Annotated in this window: 16 protein-coding genes and 1 pseudogene; 13 read left to right on the top strand and 4 right to left on the bottom strand. The window is 68.6% G+C overall.

Features of this window, described 5'->3' with window-relative positions; genetic code table 11:
* Window positions 1–3 precede the first annotated feature (3 nt).
* Entirely contained in the window at window positions 4–645 is a 642-nt protein-coding gene (locus ACIRRA_RS28035) for a Maf family protein (protein WP_402773960.1), read from the top strand.
* Here ACIRRA_RS28035 and ACIRRA_RS28030 read toward each other — a convergent pair.
* Window positions 589–1,284 carry a helix-turn-helix transcriptional regulator gene (locus tag ACIRRA_RS28030; protein ID WP_402773957.1) on the bottom strand — a complete coding sequence of 232 codons (696 nt, stop codon included), beginning with the start codon at window positions 1,282–1,284 and terminating at the stop codon, window positions 589–591. The two genes, ACIRRA_RS28035 and ACIRRA_RS28030, sit on opposite strands and share 57 nt — an antisense overlap.
* Before the next feature lie 273 nt (window positions 1,285–1,557).
* Between ACIRRA_RS28030 and ACIRRA_RS28025 the strand changes: the two genes are divergently transcribed.
* From ACIRRA_RS28025 to ACIRRA_RS28000, 6 genes are all read left to right on the top strand, one after another.
* Complete coding sequence (locus ACIRRA_RS28025) at window positions 1,558–2,457, top strand: sulfurtransferase (RefSeq protein WP_402773954.1); 900 nt, start codon at window positions 1,558–1,560, stop codon at window positions 2,455–2,457.
* A gap of 200 nt (window positions 2,458–2,657) precedes the next feature.
* Window positions 2,658–4,451, top strand: a complete 1,794-nt coding sequence (locus ACIRRA_RS28020; RefSeq protein ID WP_402773952.1) for an acetyl/propionyl/methylcrotonyl-CoA carboxylase subunit alpha — start codon at window positions 2,658–2,660, stop codon at window positions 4,449–4,451.
* Between the two features lie 66 nt (window positions 4,452–4,517).
* Window positions 4,518–4,934: a DUF1707 domain-containing protein gene (locus ACIRRA_RS28015; protein WP_402773949.1), complete on the top strand. Its 417-nt coding sequence runs from the start codon at window positions 4,518–4,520 to the stop codon at window positions 4,932–4,934.
* Window positions 4,934–5,278: a hypothetical protein gene (locus ACIRRA_RS28010; protein WP_356997281.1), complete on the top strand. Its 345-nt coding sequence runs from the start codon at window positions 4,934–4,936 to the stop codon at window positions 5,276–5,278. The genes ACIRRA_RS28015 and ACIRRA_RS28010 overlap by 1 nt, the downstream gene beginning before the upstream one ends.
* A 255-nt stretch (window positions 5,279–5,533) precedes the next feature.
* On the top strand, window positions 5,534–5,866 hold the full coding sequence (locus ACIRRA_RS28005; RefSeq protein ID WP_402773946.1) for a hypothetical protein: 333 nt from the start codon (window positions 5,534–5,536) through the stop codon (window positions 5,864–5,866).
* A gap of 85 nt (window positions 5,867–5,951) precedes the next feature.
* Entirely contained in the window at window positions 5,952–6,752 is an 801-nt protein-coding gene (locus ACIRRA_RS28000; protein WP_402773943.1) for a biotin--[acetyl-CoA-carboxylase] ligase, read from the top strand.
* 60 nt (window positions 6,753–6,812) lie between these two features.
* Here ACIRRA_RS28000 and ACIRRA_RS27995 read toward each other — a convergent pair whose 3' ends face one another.
* Together ACIRRA_RS27995 and ACIRRA_RS27990 are read right to left on the bottom strand one after the other, a co-directional pair.
* Window positions 6,813–8,258, bottom strand: a complete 1,446-nt coding sequence (locus tag ACIRRA_RS27995) for a protein kinase (RefSeq protein ID WP_402773940.1) — start codon at window positions 8,256–8,258, stop codon at window positions 6,813–6,815.
* A gap of 59 nt (window positions 8,259–8,317) precedes the next feature.
* Window positions 8,318–8,831 (bottom strand): annotated as a pseudogene (locus ACIRRA_RS27990) (acyl-ACP desaturase); the annotation flags it as partial.
* A gap of 77 nt (window positions 8,832–8,908) precedes the next feature.
* Between ACIRRA_RS27990 and ACIRRA_RS27985 the strand changes: the two are divergent.
* The 6 genes from ACIRRA_RS27985 to ACIRRA_RS27960 all read left to right on the top strand — a co-directional run bounded on the left by ACIRRA_RS27985 (window position 8,909) and on the right by ACIRRA_RS27960 (window position 14,099).
* A complete protein-coding gene (locus ACIRRA_RS27985) occupies window positions 8,909–9,454 on the top strand; it encodes a PH domain-containing protein (RefSeq protein ID WP_402773938.1) in 546 nt (181 codons plus the stop codon).
* A gap of 9 nt (window positions 9,455–9,463) precedes the next feature.
* Window positions 9,464–10,141 (top strand): response regulator transcription factor, encoded by a 678-nt coding sequence (locus ACIRRA_RS27980; protein ID WP_354830111.1) that lies wholly within the window; start codon window positions 9,464–9,466, stop codon window positions 10,139–10,141.
* 82 nt (window positions 10,142–10,223) lie between these two features.
* On the top strand, window positions 10,224–11,534 hold the full coding sequence (locus tag ACIRRA_RS27975) for a sensor histidine kinase (RefSeq protein WP_402773935.1): 1,311 nt from the start codon (window positions 10,224–10,226) through the stop codon (window positions 11,532–11,534).
* A 113-nt stretch (window positions 11,535–11,647) separates the two neighbouring features.
* Window positions 11,648–12,049, top strand: a complete 402-nt coding sequence (locus ACIRRA_RS27970) for a hypothetical protein (RefSeq protein WP_402773932.1) — start codon at window positions 11,648–11,650, stop codon at window positions 12,047–12,049.
* Window positions 12,050–12,087: 38 nt separating this feature from the next.
* A complete protein-coding gene (locus ACIRRA_RS27965) occupies window positions 12,088–12,780 on the top strand; it encodes a response regulator transcription factor (protein ID WP_402773929.1) in 693 nt (230 codons plus the stop codon).
* Window positions 12,777–14,099, top strand: a complete 1,323-nt coding sequence (locus ACIRRA_RS27960; protein ID WP_402773926.1) for an ATP-binding protein — start codon at window positions 12,777–12,779, stop codon at window positions 14,097–14,099. Before ACIRRA_RS27965 ends, ACIRRA_RS27960 begins: the two co-directional genes overlap by 4 nt.
* Here ACIRRA_RS27960 and ACIRRA_RS27955 read toward each other — a convergent pair.
* A complete protein-coding gene (locus ACIRRA_RS27955; RefSeq protein WP_402773923.1) occupies window positions 14,065–14,646 on the bottom strand; it encodes a GtrA family protein in 582 nt (193 codons plus the stop codon). The two genes, ACIRRA_RS27960 and ACIRRA_RS27955, sit on opposite strands and share 35 nt — an antisense overlap.
* Window positions 14,647–14,736 lie beyond the last annotated feature (90 nt).

Raw genomic sequence — 14,736 nt, 5'->3', positions numbered from 1 at the left:
CCTGTGACCGTCTTCGTACTAGCGTCTCAATCTCCGGCCCGGCTCGGCGTCCTGCGCAATGCGGGCGTCGAGCCGGTCGTCCGGGTGTCCCATGTGGACGAGGACGCGGTGGCCGCGGCGCTGCCCGCGGATACCGCACCCGATCGTGTCGTCATCGAGCTGGCGCGCGCCAAGGCGCGTGAGATCGCCGGTCGGCTGGCGGCCGATCCCACCTTCGCCGATTCCGTTGTGGTGGGCTGCGATTCGATGCTGCTCGTGGACGGCGTACTCCAGGGCAAACCCATGACCCCCGAGGTCGCCCGCGTGCGCTGGGCCGAGATGGCCGGGCGGAGCGCCGATCTGCTCACCGGGCATTGCGTACTGCGCCTGTGTGCCGGTGAGGTCACCGCCGAGGCCGCCGACTGCAGTTCCACCACGGTGCATTTCGCCAAGCCCGAACCGGATGAACTCGACGCGTACATCGCGACGGGGGAGCCGCTGCAGGTGGCCGGATCCTTCACCCTGGACGGCCTGGGCGGCTGGTTCGTGGACAAGATCGATGGTGATCCGTCGAGTGTGATCGGTATCGGCCTGCCGCTCGTGCGCCGGCTACTGGCCGAAGTAGGCGTCGGTATTGCGCAGCTGTGGGTCGGTGGCCGCGTGTAGCTGCGGTTCGGCGGCGGTCCGCAATTGCGGTGCGATACGGCTGGTCGAGGGCGCTAGTCGAGGCTCGCCGGACTCGGCCCCACCCTCCTCGCGCCCGGCCTCGCCGGGGCGCCCCTGTAGTAGTTCCAGACGGGCGACGCACAGTTCGGGTTCCACGAACGGGTGCAGGCGCACGGTCACGCTCTCGCGACCGCCGTTGCGGTCCAGTACTTCTCGCATGAGTCCCAGATGCGCGCCGCACACCACCTCGGAGTGGGTGCGGGCCAGTTCGCGCAGCGGGCAGGCGGTCATGCGGATCAGGGCCGACTCTTCGGTCTCGCTGGCGTGGTCGCGTTCGGGGGCGAAGCCGAGCTCCGACATCAGGGTGACGGTGAGGTCCTTGGCGTCCTCGAGTGATTCGACGGGCTGGTCCGCTGTTTCCAGTTTCGAGCCCCAGGCGCGCCCGGCCGCGATGGCGGCCTCGGAACGGCGGCGCGGGTCGCTGCCCAGCTGATCGGCCAGCACCTGTGCCAATTCCTGATAACCCACCGATCGCTGTACAGCGGTATAGCCGATGCGCGGGCGACCGCGGCCGCGTGGCGGCTGCTGAAATTGGCGGACCAGCGATTCCCGGGTGAGGACGTCCAAATGAAAACGCACTGTAGTCACATGTTGTCCGGTGACGCGCGCCAGTTCCTGGGCGTCGAGAGGCTCGCTGGCGCCACGTAGGATCGCAAGCAGTCGCCGTCGCGGCCAAGAATCGGACATAGCTCACCCCTCCTCTTGAGAGACTTTATCGGATGAAGCTGCGCTTAATTCGCTCAATCATCCGATTCGTGATCTGAAACGAGTTACGCAACCGCAACGTGCCTACGATCGGTGTCGAGATTCGAACCGCCAATACCTAACCCACCACGCGTGAAGGACCACAACGTGCCCGTCGCTCCGGATCCGCATCACTCGTTCGGCTCCTACGCACATCCTCACCGACTAGTAACCACAGAGTGGCTGTCGGCAAACATCGGCACGCCGGGACTCAGGATCATCGAGTCCAACGAGGACATATTGCTATACGACGTCGGGCATGTCCCCGGCGCCATCAAGATCGACTGGCGCACCGAGCTGATCGATCCCCGCACCCGCGATGTCGTCGACGGCGTGGCCTTCGCGAACCTCATGCGGGTCAAGGGCATCGAACGCGACGACACCGTGGTCGTCTACGGCGACAAATCCAATGGCACCGCGGCCGCCACCCTGTGGGTGTTCTCCCTCTTCGGACATGAGGACGTGCGCCTGCTGGACGGCGGCCGCGACGCCTGGATCTCCGAGGCCCGCGACACCACCTTCGAGGTGCCCGCGGCCGGGCTGGGGGACTATCCGGTGGCCGATCGCGACGACAAGTCCGCCCGCGCGTTCCGTCAGGACGTGCTCGCGCACTTCGGCGGTCCGCTCATCGATGCGCGTGCCTTCGACGAGTACACCGGGGAGCTGGTCGTTCTCGATCGCCCCGAGGAGCAGGCGCTGCGCGCGGGCCATATCCCCACCGCGGTCAATATTCCGTGGACCTCCTCGGTCGGCGCGGACGCCCGGTTCCGGCCGCGGGCCGAACTCGATGTCATCTACGGCGCGGTGGTCGCCGGCGTTGCGCCGCTGGTCTACTCGCGGGTCGGCGAACGGTCCGCCCTGACCTGGTTCGTGCTGACGTATCTGCTGGGTGTGCACGGTGTGCGCAACTACGACGGCTCCTGGACCGAGTGGGCCAATGCGGTCGGCGCGCCGATTGTGATCGGCGAAGAACCCGGCGAGGCGCCCGCGGTCGTGGCAAGCTCGTAACGCCCAGGCCCCTCCCCGGGTATGCACAGGAGAAGGTCTCGGTAGGGTCTGGTAGAACAGGTTCTAAAAAAAGCCGTTCGGAGAGTCGCATTGCTCACTCTTCGGGCCTACTCTTCGGTAGCCCTATCCTCGGTTCGGTGATTGTTGGCACGATGCCTACACTGCCGACAGACGAAAGTATCCAGAGCACAGGAGGCTCAGTGCCCAACCATGCCAACGCGCAGATCACAAAGGTCCTCGTAGCCAACCGAGGCGAGATCGCCGTGCGCGTGATCCGGGCCGCCAAGGACGCCGGTATCGCCAGTGTGGCCGTATACGCCGAACCGGACGCCGATGCGCCGTTCGTCAAGCTCGCCGACGAGGCGTTCGCCCTGGGCGGCCAGACCTCGGCCGAGTCGTACCTGGTGTTCGACAAGATCCTCGACGCCGCCGCCAAGGCCGGCGCGGACGCGATCCACCCCGGTTACGGCTTCCTCTCCGAGAACGCCGATTTCGCGCAGGCCGTGATCGACGCCGGGCTGATCTGGATCGGCCCCTCGCCGCAGTCGATCCGCGACCTGGGTGACAAGGTCACCGCCCGCCACATCGCCGAGCGCGCCAACGCGCCCATGGCCGCGGGCACCAAGGACCCGGTCAAGAACGCCGACGAGGTCGTGGCGTTCGCCAAGGAGTTCGGCGTTCCGGTGGCCATCAAGGCCGCCTTCGGTGGTGGCGGTCGCGGCATGAAGGTCGCGCACACCATCGAGGAGATCCCCGAGCTGTTCGAGTCCGCCACCCGTGAGGCCATCGCCGCCTTCGGTCGCGGCGAATGCTTCGTGGAGCAGTACCTGGACAAGGCTCGTCACGTCGAGGCGCAGGTCATCGCCGACAAGCACGGCAATGTCGTGGTCGCCGGCACCCGTGACTGCTCGCTGCAGCGTCGCTTCCAGAAGCTCGTCGAGGAGGCCCCCGCGCCGTTCCTGTCCGACGAGGTGCGCTCCAAGATCCACGAGTCCGCCAAGCGGATCTGCAAGGAGGCCGGTTACTACGGCGCCGGCACCGTGGAGTACCTGGTGCAGGGCGAGACCGTCTCGTTCCTCGAGGTGAACACCCGCCTGCAGGTCGAGCACCCGGTCACCGAGGAGACCGCGGGAATCGACCTGGTGCGCCAGCAGTTCCGCATCGCCGAGGGCCACGAGCTGTCGATCAAGGAAGACCCGACTCCGCGCGGCCACTCCTTCGAGTTCCGCATCAACGGTGAGGACGCCGGTCGCGGCTTCCTGCCCGCCCCCGGCCCGGTCGTCGTGTACTCCGAGCCCGCAGGCCCCGGTGTGCGTGTCGATTCCGGTGTGGTCGAGGGCTCGGTCATCGGCGGTCAGTTCGACTCCATGCTGGCCAAGCTGATCGTCACCGGCGAGAACCGTGAGCAGGCGCTGCAGCGTGCCGCTCGCGCGCTCGACGAGTACCGGATCGAGGGCCTGGCCACGGTCATCCCGTTCCACCGCCACATTGTCGAGAACCCGGCGTTCGTCGGTGACGGCACCAAGTTCGACGTCTACACCAAGTGGATCGAGAACGAGTGGGACAACCATCTCGAGCCCTACGCCGGCGCCCAGCCCATCGAAGACGAGGACGAGGCGCCCCGCCAGAAGGTGGTCGTCGAGGTCGGCGGCCGTCGCCTCGAGGTGTCGCTGCCGGGTCAGTTCTCGGTCGGCACGGCCGGTTCCGGCAATGGCGTGGGTGCGGTGCGCAAGAAGCCGAAGCCGCGCAAGCGCGGTGGCGCCGGCGCCGGTGCTGCCTCCGGTGACGCCGTGACCGCCCCGATGCAGGGCACCGTCGTCAAGGTCGCCGTCGAAGAAGGCCAGTCCGTCGAGGCGGGCGACCTGGTGGTCGTGCTCGAGGCCATGAAGATGGAGAACCCGGTCACCGCCCACAAGGCCGGTGTCATCACGGGTCTCTCGGTGGAGGCGGGCGCCGCCATCACCCAGGGCACCGTCCTGGCCGAGATCAAGTAACGCAACGCAATTCGCCGAGTGGCCGCTCACCTGCAGGTGGGCGGCCACTCGCGCTAATGTCATGGCATGGCTGAACCACCCGAGATCCGTATTGGCACCGCCGAGCGTGAGGACGCGATGAAGCGGCTGTCCGATCATTTCGCGGCGGGGCGGCTCAGCGTGGCGGAGTTCGACGAGCGCAGCGGGGTCGTGGCCGCCGCCCTGACGCGCGGTGATCTCGAGCGGGTGTTCACCGATCTGCCGGAGCCGGTGGCGGAGAAGAGTGTTCCGGCGCAACGGGAGTCGCGGTTCGGTGCGCACTGGCGCGATCGGGTCATGCCGGTCGTCCCGATCATCGCGCTGATCCTGTTCTTCGTGACCCACCAGTGGTGGATGTTCCTGTTGATCCCGCTGGCGGGCGCGGTGCTGTACGGCGGCGGCCATCCGGGGCAGCGTCGGGATCGCCGGCGGCAGCGGCGACTGGATCGGGGATCGGAGGACTGATGGAGCCCATCGAGATCAATGCGGGCAGTTGGTATCTGCGCGCCCTGCGCGCGGACGAGCGCATCGACGACCGGCCCGCCCTGGCCGACGCCGGCATCACCGAGGCCGACTATGTGGCCCGGCGCAGCGCCGAATGGGCCGACGAGACCCACTTCTCGTGGGCCGTGTGCATCCCCACCACCGCGGAGATGGTCGCCGAGATCGGTGTGCGGCCCAATGCCGACGGCACCGCCACCGTGACCGGTTGGGCCCGTGCGGGATACGACTCCGCGCTGGCGGACGGCCTGGTGACCGTACGCCGATTCACCGCCGGCGCTCTCGGCCTGGAGCCGGTCGACGCCTGAATCCGGACCGCCGGACCCGTCGCGCGGTCCGGTCCGGACACCGATCTTTGCCGTGAAAGTTTGCCTTCACCAGCCGTAATGTCGTCCGCGCCCGAAAAATCGGTCGTGCCCGGCCCCGGTCGTGGGTCACTCTGGAGTCGCATCCGAAACCGACGACCTGGGGAGGCGGTTATGTGGAGCTGGAGTGGACACCACGCAGATCGGGCAGCGGCGGCATCGTTCACCGCGTGGCGGATCCGTGACCCGGAGCCGGCAGTGACCGATCCGGAATTCAGCGAAACCTCGGACGACGACCGTGCGAGCGGCGGCGGACGCACCGCCCCGCTGGCCGGCGACGGCCGCACCGGGGGTGGCGGCGAAACGACGGGGGACGCCGCCGCTCCCGAGTACGCGGAGATGGCGTGCGCGGGCCGGGCGATGCCGGTCCCGGGTACCCCGGTGGCGGGCGCGGGTACCCCGGTACTCATGGCCGCCGACGTCGAGTCCGACCCGACCGGGGCTGCGCGCGAGGACATTTCCGAGCATGTGCTCACGGGCATGTTCGATGCCCTTGCCCGCATGTTGCAGGCCGTGTCCTCGGTGCGGTAGCGCGTCGGGAGACAGGGGCGGGTCCGATCCGGACCCGCCCCTTCTCGTTGCCGTGTGGATGCGGGTGGGGAGTAGCGTGCGGGGCATGGACAGGTCGCCGCTGGATGTTGACGTGCTGAGCCGGAGTGTTGCCGAGGTGCCCGAACTGGGTTTCTTCTCGGCCGTCGAGGTGGTCGAGTCGACCGGGTCGACCAATGCGGATCTGGTTGCGCGGGCCGCGGATTCGAGTGCCGATCGGCTGGTGCTGATCGCCGAGTCGCAGGAGCACGGCCGCGGCCGCCACGACCGGCGGTGGGTGAGCCCTGCGCGGGCGCAGATCGCCATGTCGCTGCTGGTGCGGGTGCGCGGGATCGATCCCGCAGTGCTGGGCTGGCTGCCGCTGCTCACCGGCGTGGCCGTGGTGGATGCGGTGCGCGCCGTGGCGGGGGTGAAGGCCGTGCTCAAGTGGCCCAATGACGTGCTGGTGGACGGCCGCAAGCTGGCCGGGATCCTGGCCGAGATCGCCGCCGCGGGTGCGGACCCGGCGGTGGTGGTCGGGGTCGGGCTGAACGTGTCCGTCACCGAGGCCGAACTGCCTGTTCCGCACGCCACGTCACTGCTGCTGGCCGGTGTTCCCGAGCTCGATCGCACGGTGCTGGTGCAGGCGATGCTGCGGGAGTTCGCCCGCCGCTTCACCGCCTGGGAGGCGTCCGGCTGGGATATCACCGAGCTGTCCGCGGCCTATCGCGACCGGTGTGCCACCCTCGGCGCGCAGGTGCGCGCGGAGCTGCCCGGCGGGGAGGTTCTCACCGGAATTGCCACGGGCATCGACGAATACGGCAGGCTGCTGATCGGTGATAGCGCCGTCTCGGCGGGCGATGTCACCCACCTGCGCGCCGAGTACTGACGGAAACGCGTTTCCCGCAACCTGATTCGCGCCGGTTCTCGAACAGGTTCGGTGCGAGGACTATTGGCTGTTCTGTCCATATGGGCGGCCGCCGTGGTGGTTGCCGCTATTGGACCGGTTGCCGCCGGCGGGCCCGGGGAAGCCGGGAAGGGTGAAGATCGGGCCGGGGAAATCGGGACCGGGGATTTCGAGTCCGGGTAGCCGCGGGCCGGCCGGGTCGTCGATGGTCGGCGGCGCGGCGGGGGCCAGCGTGTCGTCCGGCGTCGGTGTGACGGATTCGGCCGCGGGATCCTCGGGCGGCTCGGTCGTCGGCTCGGTGGTCGGTGGAATCGCCGCCTGGACAGGAACTTTCGTGGTCGGGACGGGCGTGGTCCGGGCGCGTTGGTCGGGCTGTGGTTCGGTGGCCGGGCCCGTGAACAAGGCGGCGCCGATCGCGATGGCGATGGTGGCGACCGCGAAGCCGGTGGTGGTGAGCAGTCGCCGCCGGGGCCAGCGGCGAGAGGGCAGGCCCAGATCGGTTTCCTCGGACAGCGCGACCGTACACACATCCATTCCGGCCGGGATTGCCACGGCGGGCGCAGGGCGCGGGATGGCGGTGGGGGGCGCGTCGGTGCCGGCCGGGTTCGGGATGGCCACGGTCACCTGCGCCTCGAGGCCGGGCTCGGCCGGGACGGCGGGCGCGGTGAGGGCGGCCTTGGCGGCGGCCGCGAATTCGCCTGCGGTGGAATACCGTTCGCAGGGTTGCTTGGCCAGGGCACGCAGGACGACGGCGTCGAGGGCGGCCGGAACGCTCGTGTCGATCGTGGACGGAGGCTTGGGCGCGAGGTCGAGGTGGGCGCGCATGAGCTGCGCCGGATTACGCACCCGGAAGGGCCGCTGCCCGGTGAGACATTCGTAGAGGACGCAGCCCAGGGAGTAGATGTCGGAGCTCGGTGAGGCGGCGCCCGCGAATCGTTCCGGAGCCATGTAAGCGGGGGTGCCGATCAGCATGCCGGTCTGGGTGATGGCGCTCTGGCCGTCCTGCAGGGCGGTGCCGAAGTCGATGAGGTAGGCGACGTCGTCGGGGCCGACGATGATGTTCTGGGGTTTGACGTCCCGGTGGATCAGCCCGGCGGCGTGCGCGTCGTCGAGCGCGGAGGCGACCTGGGAGATGAGGTCGACGGCCGCGTCCGCGGCCATCGGACCCTCCCATTCGAGCAGGGCCTCGATATCGAGGCCGTCCACGAATTCCGAATCGATGTACAGCCGGCCCTCGAGCTCGCCGTAGCTGTGCACGGGCACCACGTGCGGTCCGTGCAGCAGTGCGGCGGCCCGGGCCTCCCGTTCGAAGCGCTGCCGGTATTCGGGATCGGCGGTCAGTACGGGTGCCAGCATTTTGAGCGCGACGGTGCGGTCCGCCACGGTGTCGTGCGCACGCCATACTTCCGCCGACCCGCCGCTGCCGAGCAGTTCGTCGAGGCGGTATCGGCCCAGGTAGCCATCCCCCAACGGATTTCCTCTCGTCACACTGGGGGACACCTTAGCGAACCGAATTTATTTCAATCGCACCCAACGCACCGCTGGTGTCAGACCGTTTGCAATTCGCCGCGGGCGGCTTCCCGGGCGGCCACGCGGTGGCGCTGTTCCTCGAACTCGACGACGTCCTGGCCAAGTCTGTCCATATAGGCGGCCAGTTCCTCGCGCGCTTTCTCGCTGCACGGCCCGAAGTCGTTGCGCTCGAAGATAGTCCAATTCTTCAGCACCGCACCGACGACTTCCTCCAGGTGCCGGTGCAGGTCGTGGATGCCATGCTTGGTCATCATGACCCGGTCATGTGGATCATGGGCCTGTTCCAGCGCCACCGGATCCACGCTGCGGGCGACCACCAGGTAGTCCCGCATGACGGATGCCGTGCCGGTTCTCCCGGGCGGTCCAGCGGCCCACCCAGATGCCCCAGGCACCGTCCTGGGGGAAGTTCTCGGCGATCTCGCGGTGGTAGGAGGGCAGGTTGTCCTCGGTGAGCAGATTGGTGGTCATCGCGACCTCGGTCAGCCGAGACTGCGAGGGATCCCAGTCCTCGCCGCCCATGGTGGCGAAATTGCTGTAACGCACGGTTGTGCCCCGGCCCCCAGGTCGCCGTGCGGTATTCCGACATCTGGCCGCGATAGGGTTTCGGCATGGGTTATCCGGAGGAGGCATTGGCGCCCGAAGAGGTGCTGCTGCTACACCGCCATCCGCATTGGAAGATGTTGTTCTGGCCCGCTGTGACTTTCATCCTGATCACCGCATTGGCTGGATTTGCCGCGGGGGTGACGGCGCGCAATGCCGGCGGCACCCTCCAGACCGGTTTACTGCTCGGCATTCTGGCGCTGTGGCTGGGGATCGTGCTGTGGCGCAGCGTCGCTCCGCTGATCCGGTGGAAGTCGACGCATTTCATCGTGACCGATCGGCGGGTGCTGATCCGGCAGGGCGTGCTCACCCACACCGGCATCGACATTCCGATGAACCGGATCTCGAATGTGCAGTTCCGCCATGGGTTGTTCGATCGCATGCTGGGCACCGGCACGCTGATCATCGGCTCGTCGTCGGAGGATCCGCTGGAGTACGACGACATTCCGCATGTGCAGCGGGTGCACGCGATGCTCTACCACCAGGTCTTCGATGTGGTGCAGAACAATCCGAACGGTGGCGGCTTCTACGGATCGACCGGGGCGTACCCGTAGTCTGGTGCCGTGACCGCTGTACTGCTGGCCGAAGACGACGAGGCCATCGCCGCCCCGCTGTCGCGGGCGCTGGGCCGTGAAGGCTATTCGGTGACCGTGGAGAGCTATGGTCCCGCCGTGCTCGAGCGGGCCCTCGAGGGTGGTCACGATCTGCTGATCCTGGACCTCGGCCTGCCCGGCATGGACGGGCTGGAGGTGTGCCGTCAGGTGCGGGCGCGCGGCGCCGAGCTGGCCGTGCTCATGCTCACCGCGCGCACCGACGAGGTGGACTTCGTGGTCGGCCTGGACGCCGGTGCGGACGACTATGTGGGCAAGCCGTTCCGGCTGGCCGAGCTGCTGGCCCGGGTGCGGGCACTGTTGCGCCGCAGCGGAATCGGGGACGAGGCCGTGGAGGTGGGTGGCATCCGGCTGGAGCCGGCCGCGCGGCGGGTGCTGGTGAACGGCATCGAGGTGAACCTGGCGAACAAGGAGTACGAGCTGCTGAAGGTGCTCATCGATCGCGCCGGTCAGGTGGTCTCGCGCGAGATGATCCTGCGCGAGGTGTGGGGTGACGCCGATCTGCGCGGCTCCAAGACCCTGGACATGCACATGTCGTGGCTGCGCCGCAAGATCGGCGACGAGGGGCCGGTGGCCGAGCGGCGTATCGTGACCGTCCGCGGCGTAGGCTTCCGGTTCAATACCGATTAGCCGCTCAGTTCGAAATCCTATTGTTGTGCCGTTCCGCGCGCGTCCGAACCCCGAAGACCCGGCGAATCGAGGCATCTCGACGATGAGACGCAGGATCCTGCTGTCCATGGTGGCCGCCTTGACCCTCACCACCCTGGTTCTCGGTGTGCCGCTGGCGTTCACGGCCTGGCAGTGGGTCGAGGACATCAACCGCAATGAACTGCGCAACCGCCTCAACGGCATCTCCGAGGAGGTGACGCGGCAGGAGCGCGACGGCGTGGTGTACGGCGAGCTGGACACCAAGGCGGTGCGGCTGCTGATCCCCGCGAACGGCAAGCTGACCATCATCTATCCGACGCCCACCGAGCCCAACAAGCGGGTCGACATCGGCGCGGACACGGTGCGCGATCCGCTGTCGGAGTCCTGGTCCATGGGTATCGACGGCTCGCTGCGGCTGGAAGTACCCTCGGCCCCAATGCATTCCATGCAGCGGCAGGCGCTCGGCGCGGTGCTGGGCCTGGTGCTCATCTCGCTGGGCGCGGGCATCGCGGTGGCGGTGGTGACCGCGCGCCGGGTCGCCGACCCGCTGCGGGACGTGGCGGCCCGTGCGGCGCGGCTGGCCATGGGCGACTTCCGCGCTGATCCGCGCCGCCACGGCATCACCGAATTGGACCGGGTGTCCGACGTCCTGGATTCGGCCACGGTGGAGATCGCGGGCCGGCTGCAGCGCGAGCACGCCCTGGTGGCCGATGTTTCGCATCAGCTGCGCAGCCGGCTCACCGCCGTGCGCCTGCGCCTGGACGAGCTGTCCGCGCACGCCGACCCGGCGGTGGTGCACGAGGCCGAAGAAGCCATGGCACAGGTGGATCGGCTCACCGACGCCATCGACGAACTGGTGCGCGCCTCCCGCGACGAGGGTGCGGCCGAACGCGATCCCCTGCCCGTGGTCGCCGAATTGCGCAGTGTCGTCGCGGAATGGCGGCATCCCTTCGCCGAGGCCGGACGCAAGCTGGTGCTGCTCGGCGACCCGACTCTCAAAGCGCCCGTGACGGGTTCACGCCTGCGCGAGGCGCTCGCGGTGCTGGTCGACAATGCCCTCATGCACGGCGGCGGCACCTGCACGGTGTCGGTGCGCACGGTGACGGGACGCATGGACGACCGCGAGCCGCTGGTGGTCGTCGAGGTCGCCGACGAGGGCGACGGCGTGCGAGATGAACTGGCGCCGCACATCTTCGACCGCGGCTTCTCGGCGGCGGGCTCCACCGGCGTCGGGCTGGCCCTGGCCCGCGCGCTGATCGAAGCCGACGGCGGGCGACTGGAACTCCAGCGTCGCCGCCCCGCCCTGTTCGCCGTGTTCCTCGGCTCCTCGGGTGTGGCGTCGCGGCCGATCGCGGTCGGCACCGAGCCGCGCTGATCTTCTGTCCGTTCTCTAACCATTCGTTATCCGGACCTGAGAATCCGCTTCCTACCTTCGGATTCGTCAACCGGAACCGGCGCGCCATCGCCGGTGAGCGAACAGGAGACGTCATGCCGACCTTCACAGACGCGATGCCGACCCACACCGGCCGCCGCACCGTGACCGCCGCGGTCCTCGGGGCCGCCGCCCTCGGGGTGCTGGCACTACCTGCGGTGGCGCAGGCCGCGACGCCGGATTCGATTGCCGGACTGGCGGATACGGGCAGTGGGGAGCCCGGCGCCCCGGCCGCTCCCACCGGTCCGGGCGTGCTGATCAGCAAGGATCGCGACGGCAATGTGACTGTGCGCCAGGCCGAGCCGGGTGTGCCGCCAGGCCCGGACGCCGTGCGGGCCCTCCCGTTACGGCCGGGCGTGCCGGCGCCCGGCGTGGTGACTGTGCGGCCGGGCGACCCGGGCGTGGCGATCCCGCCCGGCAAATCGTCGCAGACCATCGTGGTGTACCCGGCTCGCTGAGGCTCCGCTCTCAGCTCGCGTCAGTATCGTCTGATCTTGTGACGGGTCCCCGGATTCTGATTGTGGACGACGATGTCAGGGTGCTGTCCTCGGTGGCGCGGGGGCTCCGGATGTCGGGTTTCGACGTCGAAACCGCGGCAGACGGGGCCGCCGCGCTCCGCCAGATCGCCGCCTATGCCCCGCAGGCCATGCTGCTCGACCTGAACATGCCGAATCTGGATGGCGTGCAGGTCGTCACGGCACTGCGCTCGCTGGGCAACGACATCCCGATCTGCGTGCTCAGCGCCCGCGCGGAAGTCACCGATCGCATCGACGCCCTGGAGGCCGGCGCCGACGACTACCTCACCAAGCCCTTCGACCTGGGCGAACTGGTGGCCCGGCTGCGCGCCATGCTGCGCCGCGCGCCCGCCCCGGCCCACGTCACCGACGATCACATCACCGTGGGCCCGCTGACCGTCGCACCCGGCGCGCGGCGCGCATGGGTCGACGGCACGCCCCTCGACCTCACCAAACGCGAATTCGATCTGCTCGCCGCGCTGGCCTCGGCGCCCGGGCAGGTCTTCTCCCGTGCCCAGCTCCTCGACCGGGTCTGGGGCTACGACTTCGAAACCCAGACCAAGGTGGTCGATGTGTTCGTCTCCTACCTCCGCCGCAAGATCGAGGCCGCCGGATCCCCGCGGCTCGTCCACACCGTCCGCGGCGTCGGCTTCGTCCTGCGGACCGAGCCGTGAAAAGGCTGCCCCGGCGGCCGGTGTCGCTTCGCGCCCGGGTCGCGCTGGCGAGCGCCGTGACGGCCGCGGTGGTGGTCGCCGCCATGTCGGTGGTGCTGTTCGCGTTCGCGCCGAACGACGCGGCGAATCAGGTCGGCCGGGTGGTCAGCGCGATCGTGCTCGCCCCCGCCCAGCTGCAACCCGGCCGGTCGCTGCCGGAACCCGTGCTGCCGAGCGCGCCCTTGCCCGGCGGAACGGATGCACCCGAGCCGGGCATGCCCGCCGCAACGAAACCCGGGGTGCTCATCATGCGTGGCCGGCCGGGCAGTCCGGAGCCGGAGTACTCGCGCACGGTGGCGCTCGATGGCCATCCGGTGGCGGTGACCGTGTCCACCGACGTGGCCTCGGATTCGGCTGCGCGGCAGCGGATCCGGATCGTGCTCATCGGACTGGCCGCGGTGCTGCTGGCGGCAGTGCTGGGCTGGTATTTCGCGCATCGGGCGGTAGTCCCGCTGCGACGGCTGACCGCGGCGACGGCCGAGCTGGGGGAAGGACTGGCCCTGCAGACCCCGCGTCATCCCGTGGCGAGCGAGACGACGGAATTGGCCGAGGCCATGAACACCATGCTGGGGCGCATCGCGACCGAGCACCGGCACACCGACGAAGCACTGGTCACGGCGCGCGATTTCGCCGCCACCGCCGCGCACGAGCTGCGCACACCCCTGACGGCCATGCGGACCGACCTGCAGGTGCTGCGGTCCATGCCCCTGCCGGATGCCGAGCGCGCGGAGATTCTCGACGAGATCCTGAGTGCGCAGAGTTCGGTCGAGGCCACCCTGCAGGCCCTGGAACGGCTGGCGGTGGGCGATCTGGCCACCGAATCCGATCGGGAGGATCTGGAGCTGGGACAGCTCATCGATCAGGTGGTGGATGACGCCCGGCGCTCGAATCCCGGCGTGATCATCGACACCGAGGCGGTGGAGCCCATCGTGCTGCGCGGGCAGGCCGTGGGGCTGCGTTCGATCGTCGACAACGCGGTGACCAATGCCATCCGGCACGGCGGGGCGCAGCGCATCGAGATCGCGACGCGCCGCGACGACGATCACGTCGTCCTCACCGTCGACGATGACGGTCGCGGCATCCCGGCACCGGATCGGGAGCGTGTCTTCGAACGGTTCTACCGGGCGAGCACGACGCCGGGCAGCGGTCTGGGTCTGGCCTTGGTCGCGCAGCAATCCCGCTTACACGGCGGTACCGCGACCATCGGGGAAAGTCCGGCGGGCGGCGTCCGCCTGACCGTCACTCTCAGCTGTGACCCAGCTGCTCCTCGTTCTCGTTGACGAGATCGTTGACGAGATCTTCGGTCTCGTTGACGAGGTCCTCGAATTCGGTTTGCAGTTCCTGCATTTCGTCGGGGAACACCCACCGCTTCATGGCCCAGAATCGGAATGCCATTTGCAGCAGGTTGCCGACGATGAAGGCGCTGAAGAAGTCGGCGACGTTCTCGACGGTGAAACTCACATTGGGCTGCCGGAGATCGAACACGTAGCTCGACACCCACAGCGGCAGCGCGGCGAGTCCGACGCCGATTCCGCTGACCAGGAAGAACAACAGCGCTTCGTGGTGCTTCTCGCGGCCACCGCGCTTGTCGAAGGTCCATTCCCGGTTGAGGATGTAGGACACGATGACCGCGATGGTGCCCGACATGATGCGGGCCACGGTCGGCTTGGTGTCCATGATCGTCCATTTCAGGACGTAGAAAATGCCGAGATCGATGACGAACGTGGTCGCACCGACTATCGCGAACTTGAGTAGTTCGTAGTGGCGGTCCGCGAGGGCCCGCAGGGGTGTGGGCAGGCGGTTGACCACTTTGTCGACAAATGACACGGTGCGAGTCTACGTCTCAGGTCCACACCCTGTCCGGCCGGTACAAATCGGGGCAGATACCTGTCATGCGACCCGCGGGTCGGCCGCCCG

The sequence above is a fragment of the Nocardia sp. NPDC101769 genome, from assembly GCF_044766925.1.
In the GTDB taxonomy this organism is placed as follows: Bacteria; Actinomycetota; Actinomycetes; order Mycobacteriales; family Mycobacteriaceae; genus Nocardia.
This window is presented reverse-complemented; position numbering and strand designations above follow the sequence as displayed.

Coding starts and splice junctions, on each gene's coding strand:
- ACIRRA_RS28015 (WP_402773949.1), top strand. CDS start 4,518: ATGGCTGAACCACCCGAGATCCGTATTGGCACCGCCGAGCGTGAGGAC.
- ACIRRA_RS28010 (WP_356997281.1), top strand. CDS start 4,934: ATGGAGCCCATCGAGATCAATGCGGGCAGTTGGTATCTGCGCGCCCTG.
- ACIRRA_RS28000 (WP_402773943.1), top strand. CDS start 5,952: ATGGACAGGTCGCCGCTGGATGTTGACGTGCTGAGCCGGAGTGTTGCC.
- ACIRRA_RS27985 (WP_402773938.1), top strand. CDS start 8,909: ATGGGTTATCCGGAGGAGGCATTGGCGCCCGAAGAGGTGCTGCTGCTA.
- ACIRRA_RS27975 (WP_402773935.1), top strand. CDS start 10,224: ATGAGACGCAGGATCCTGCTGTCCATGGTGGCCGCCTTGACCCTCACC.
- ACIRRA_RS27970 (WP_402773932.1), top strand. CDS start 11,648: ATGCCGACCTTCACAGACGCGATGCCGACCCACACCGGCCGCCGCACC.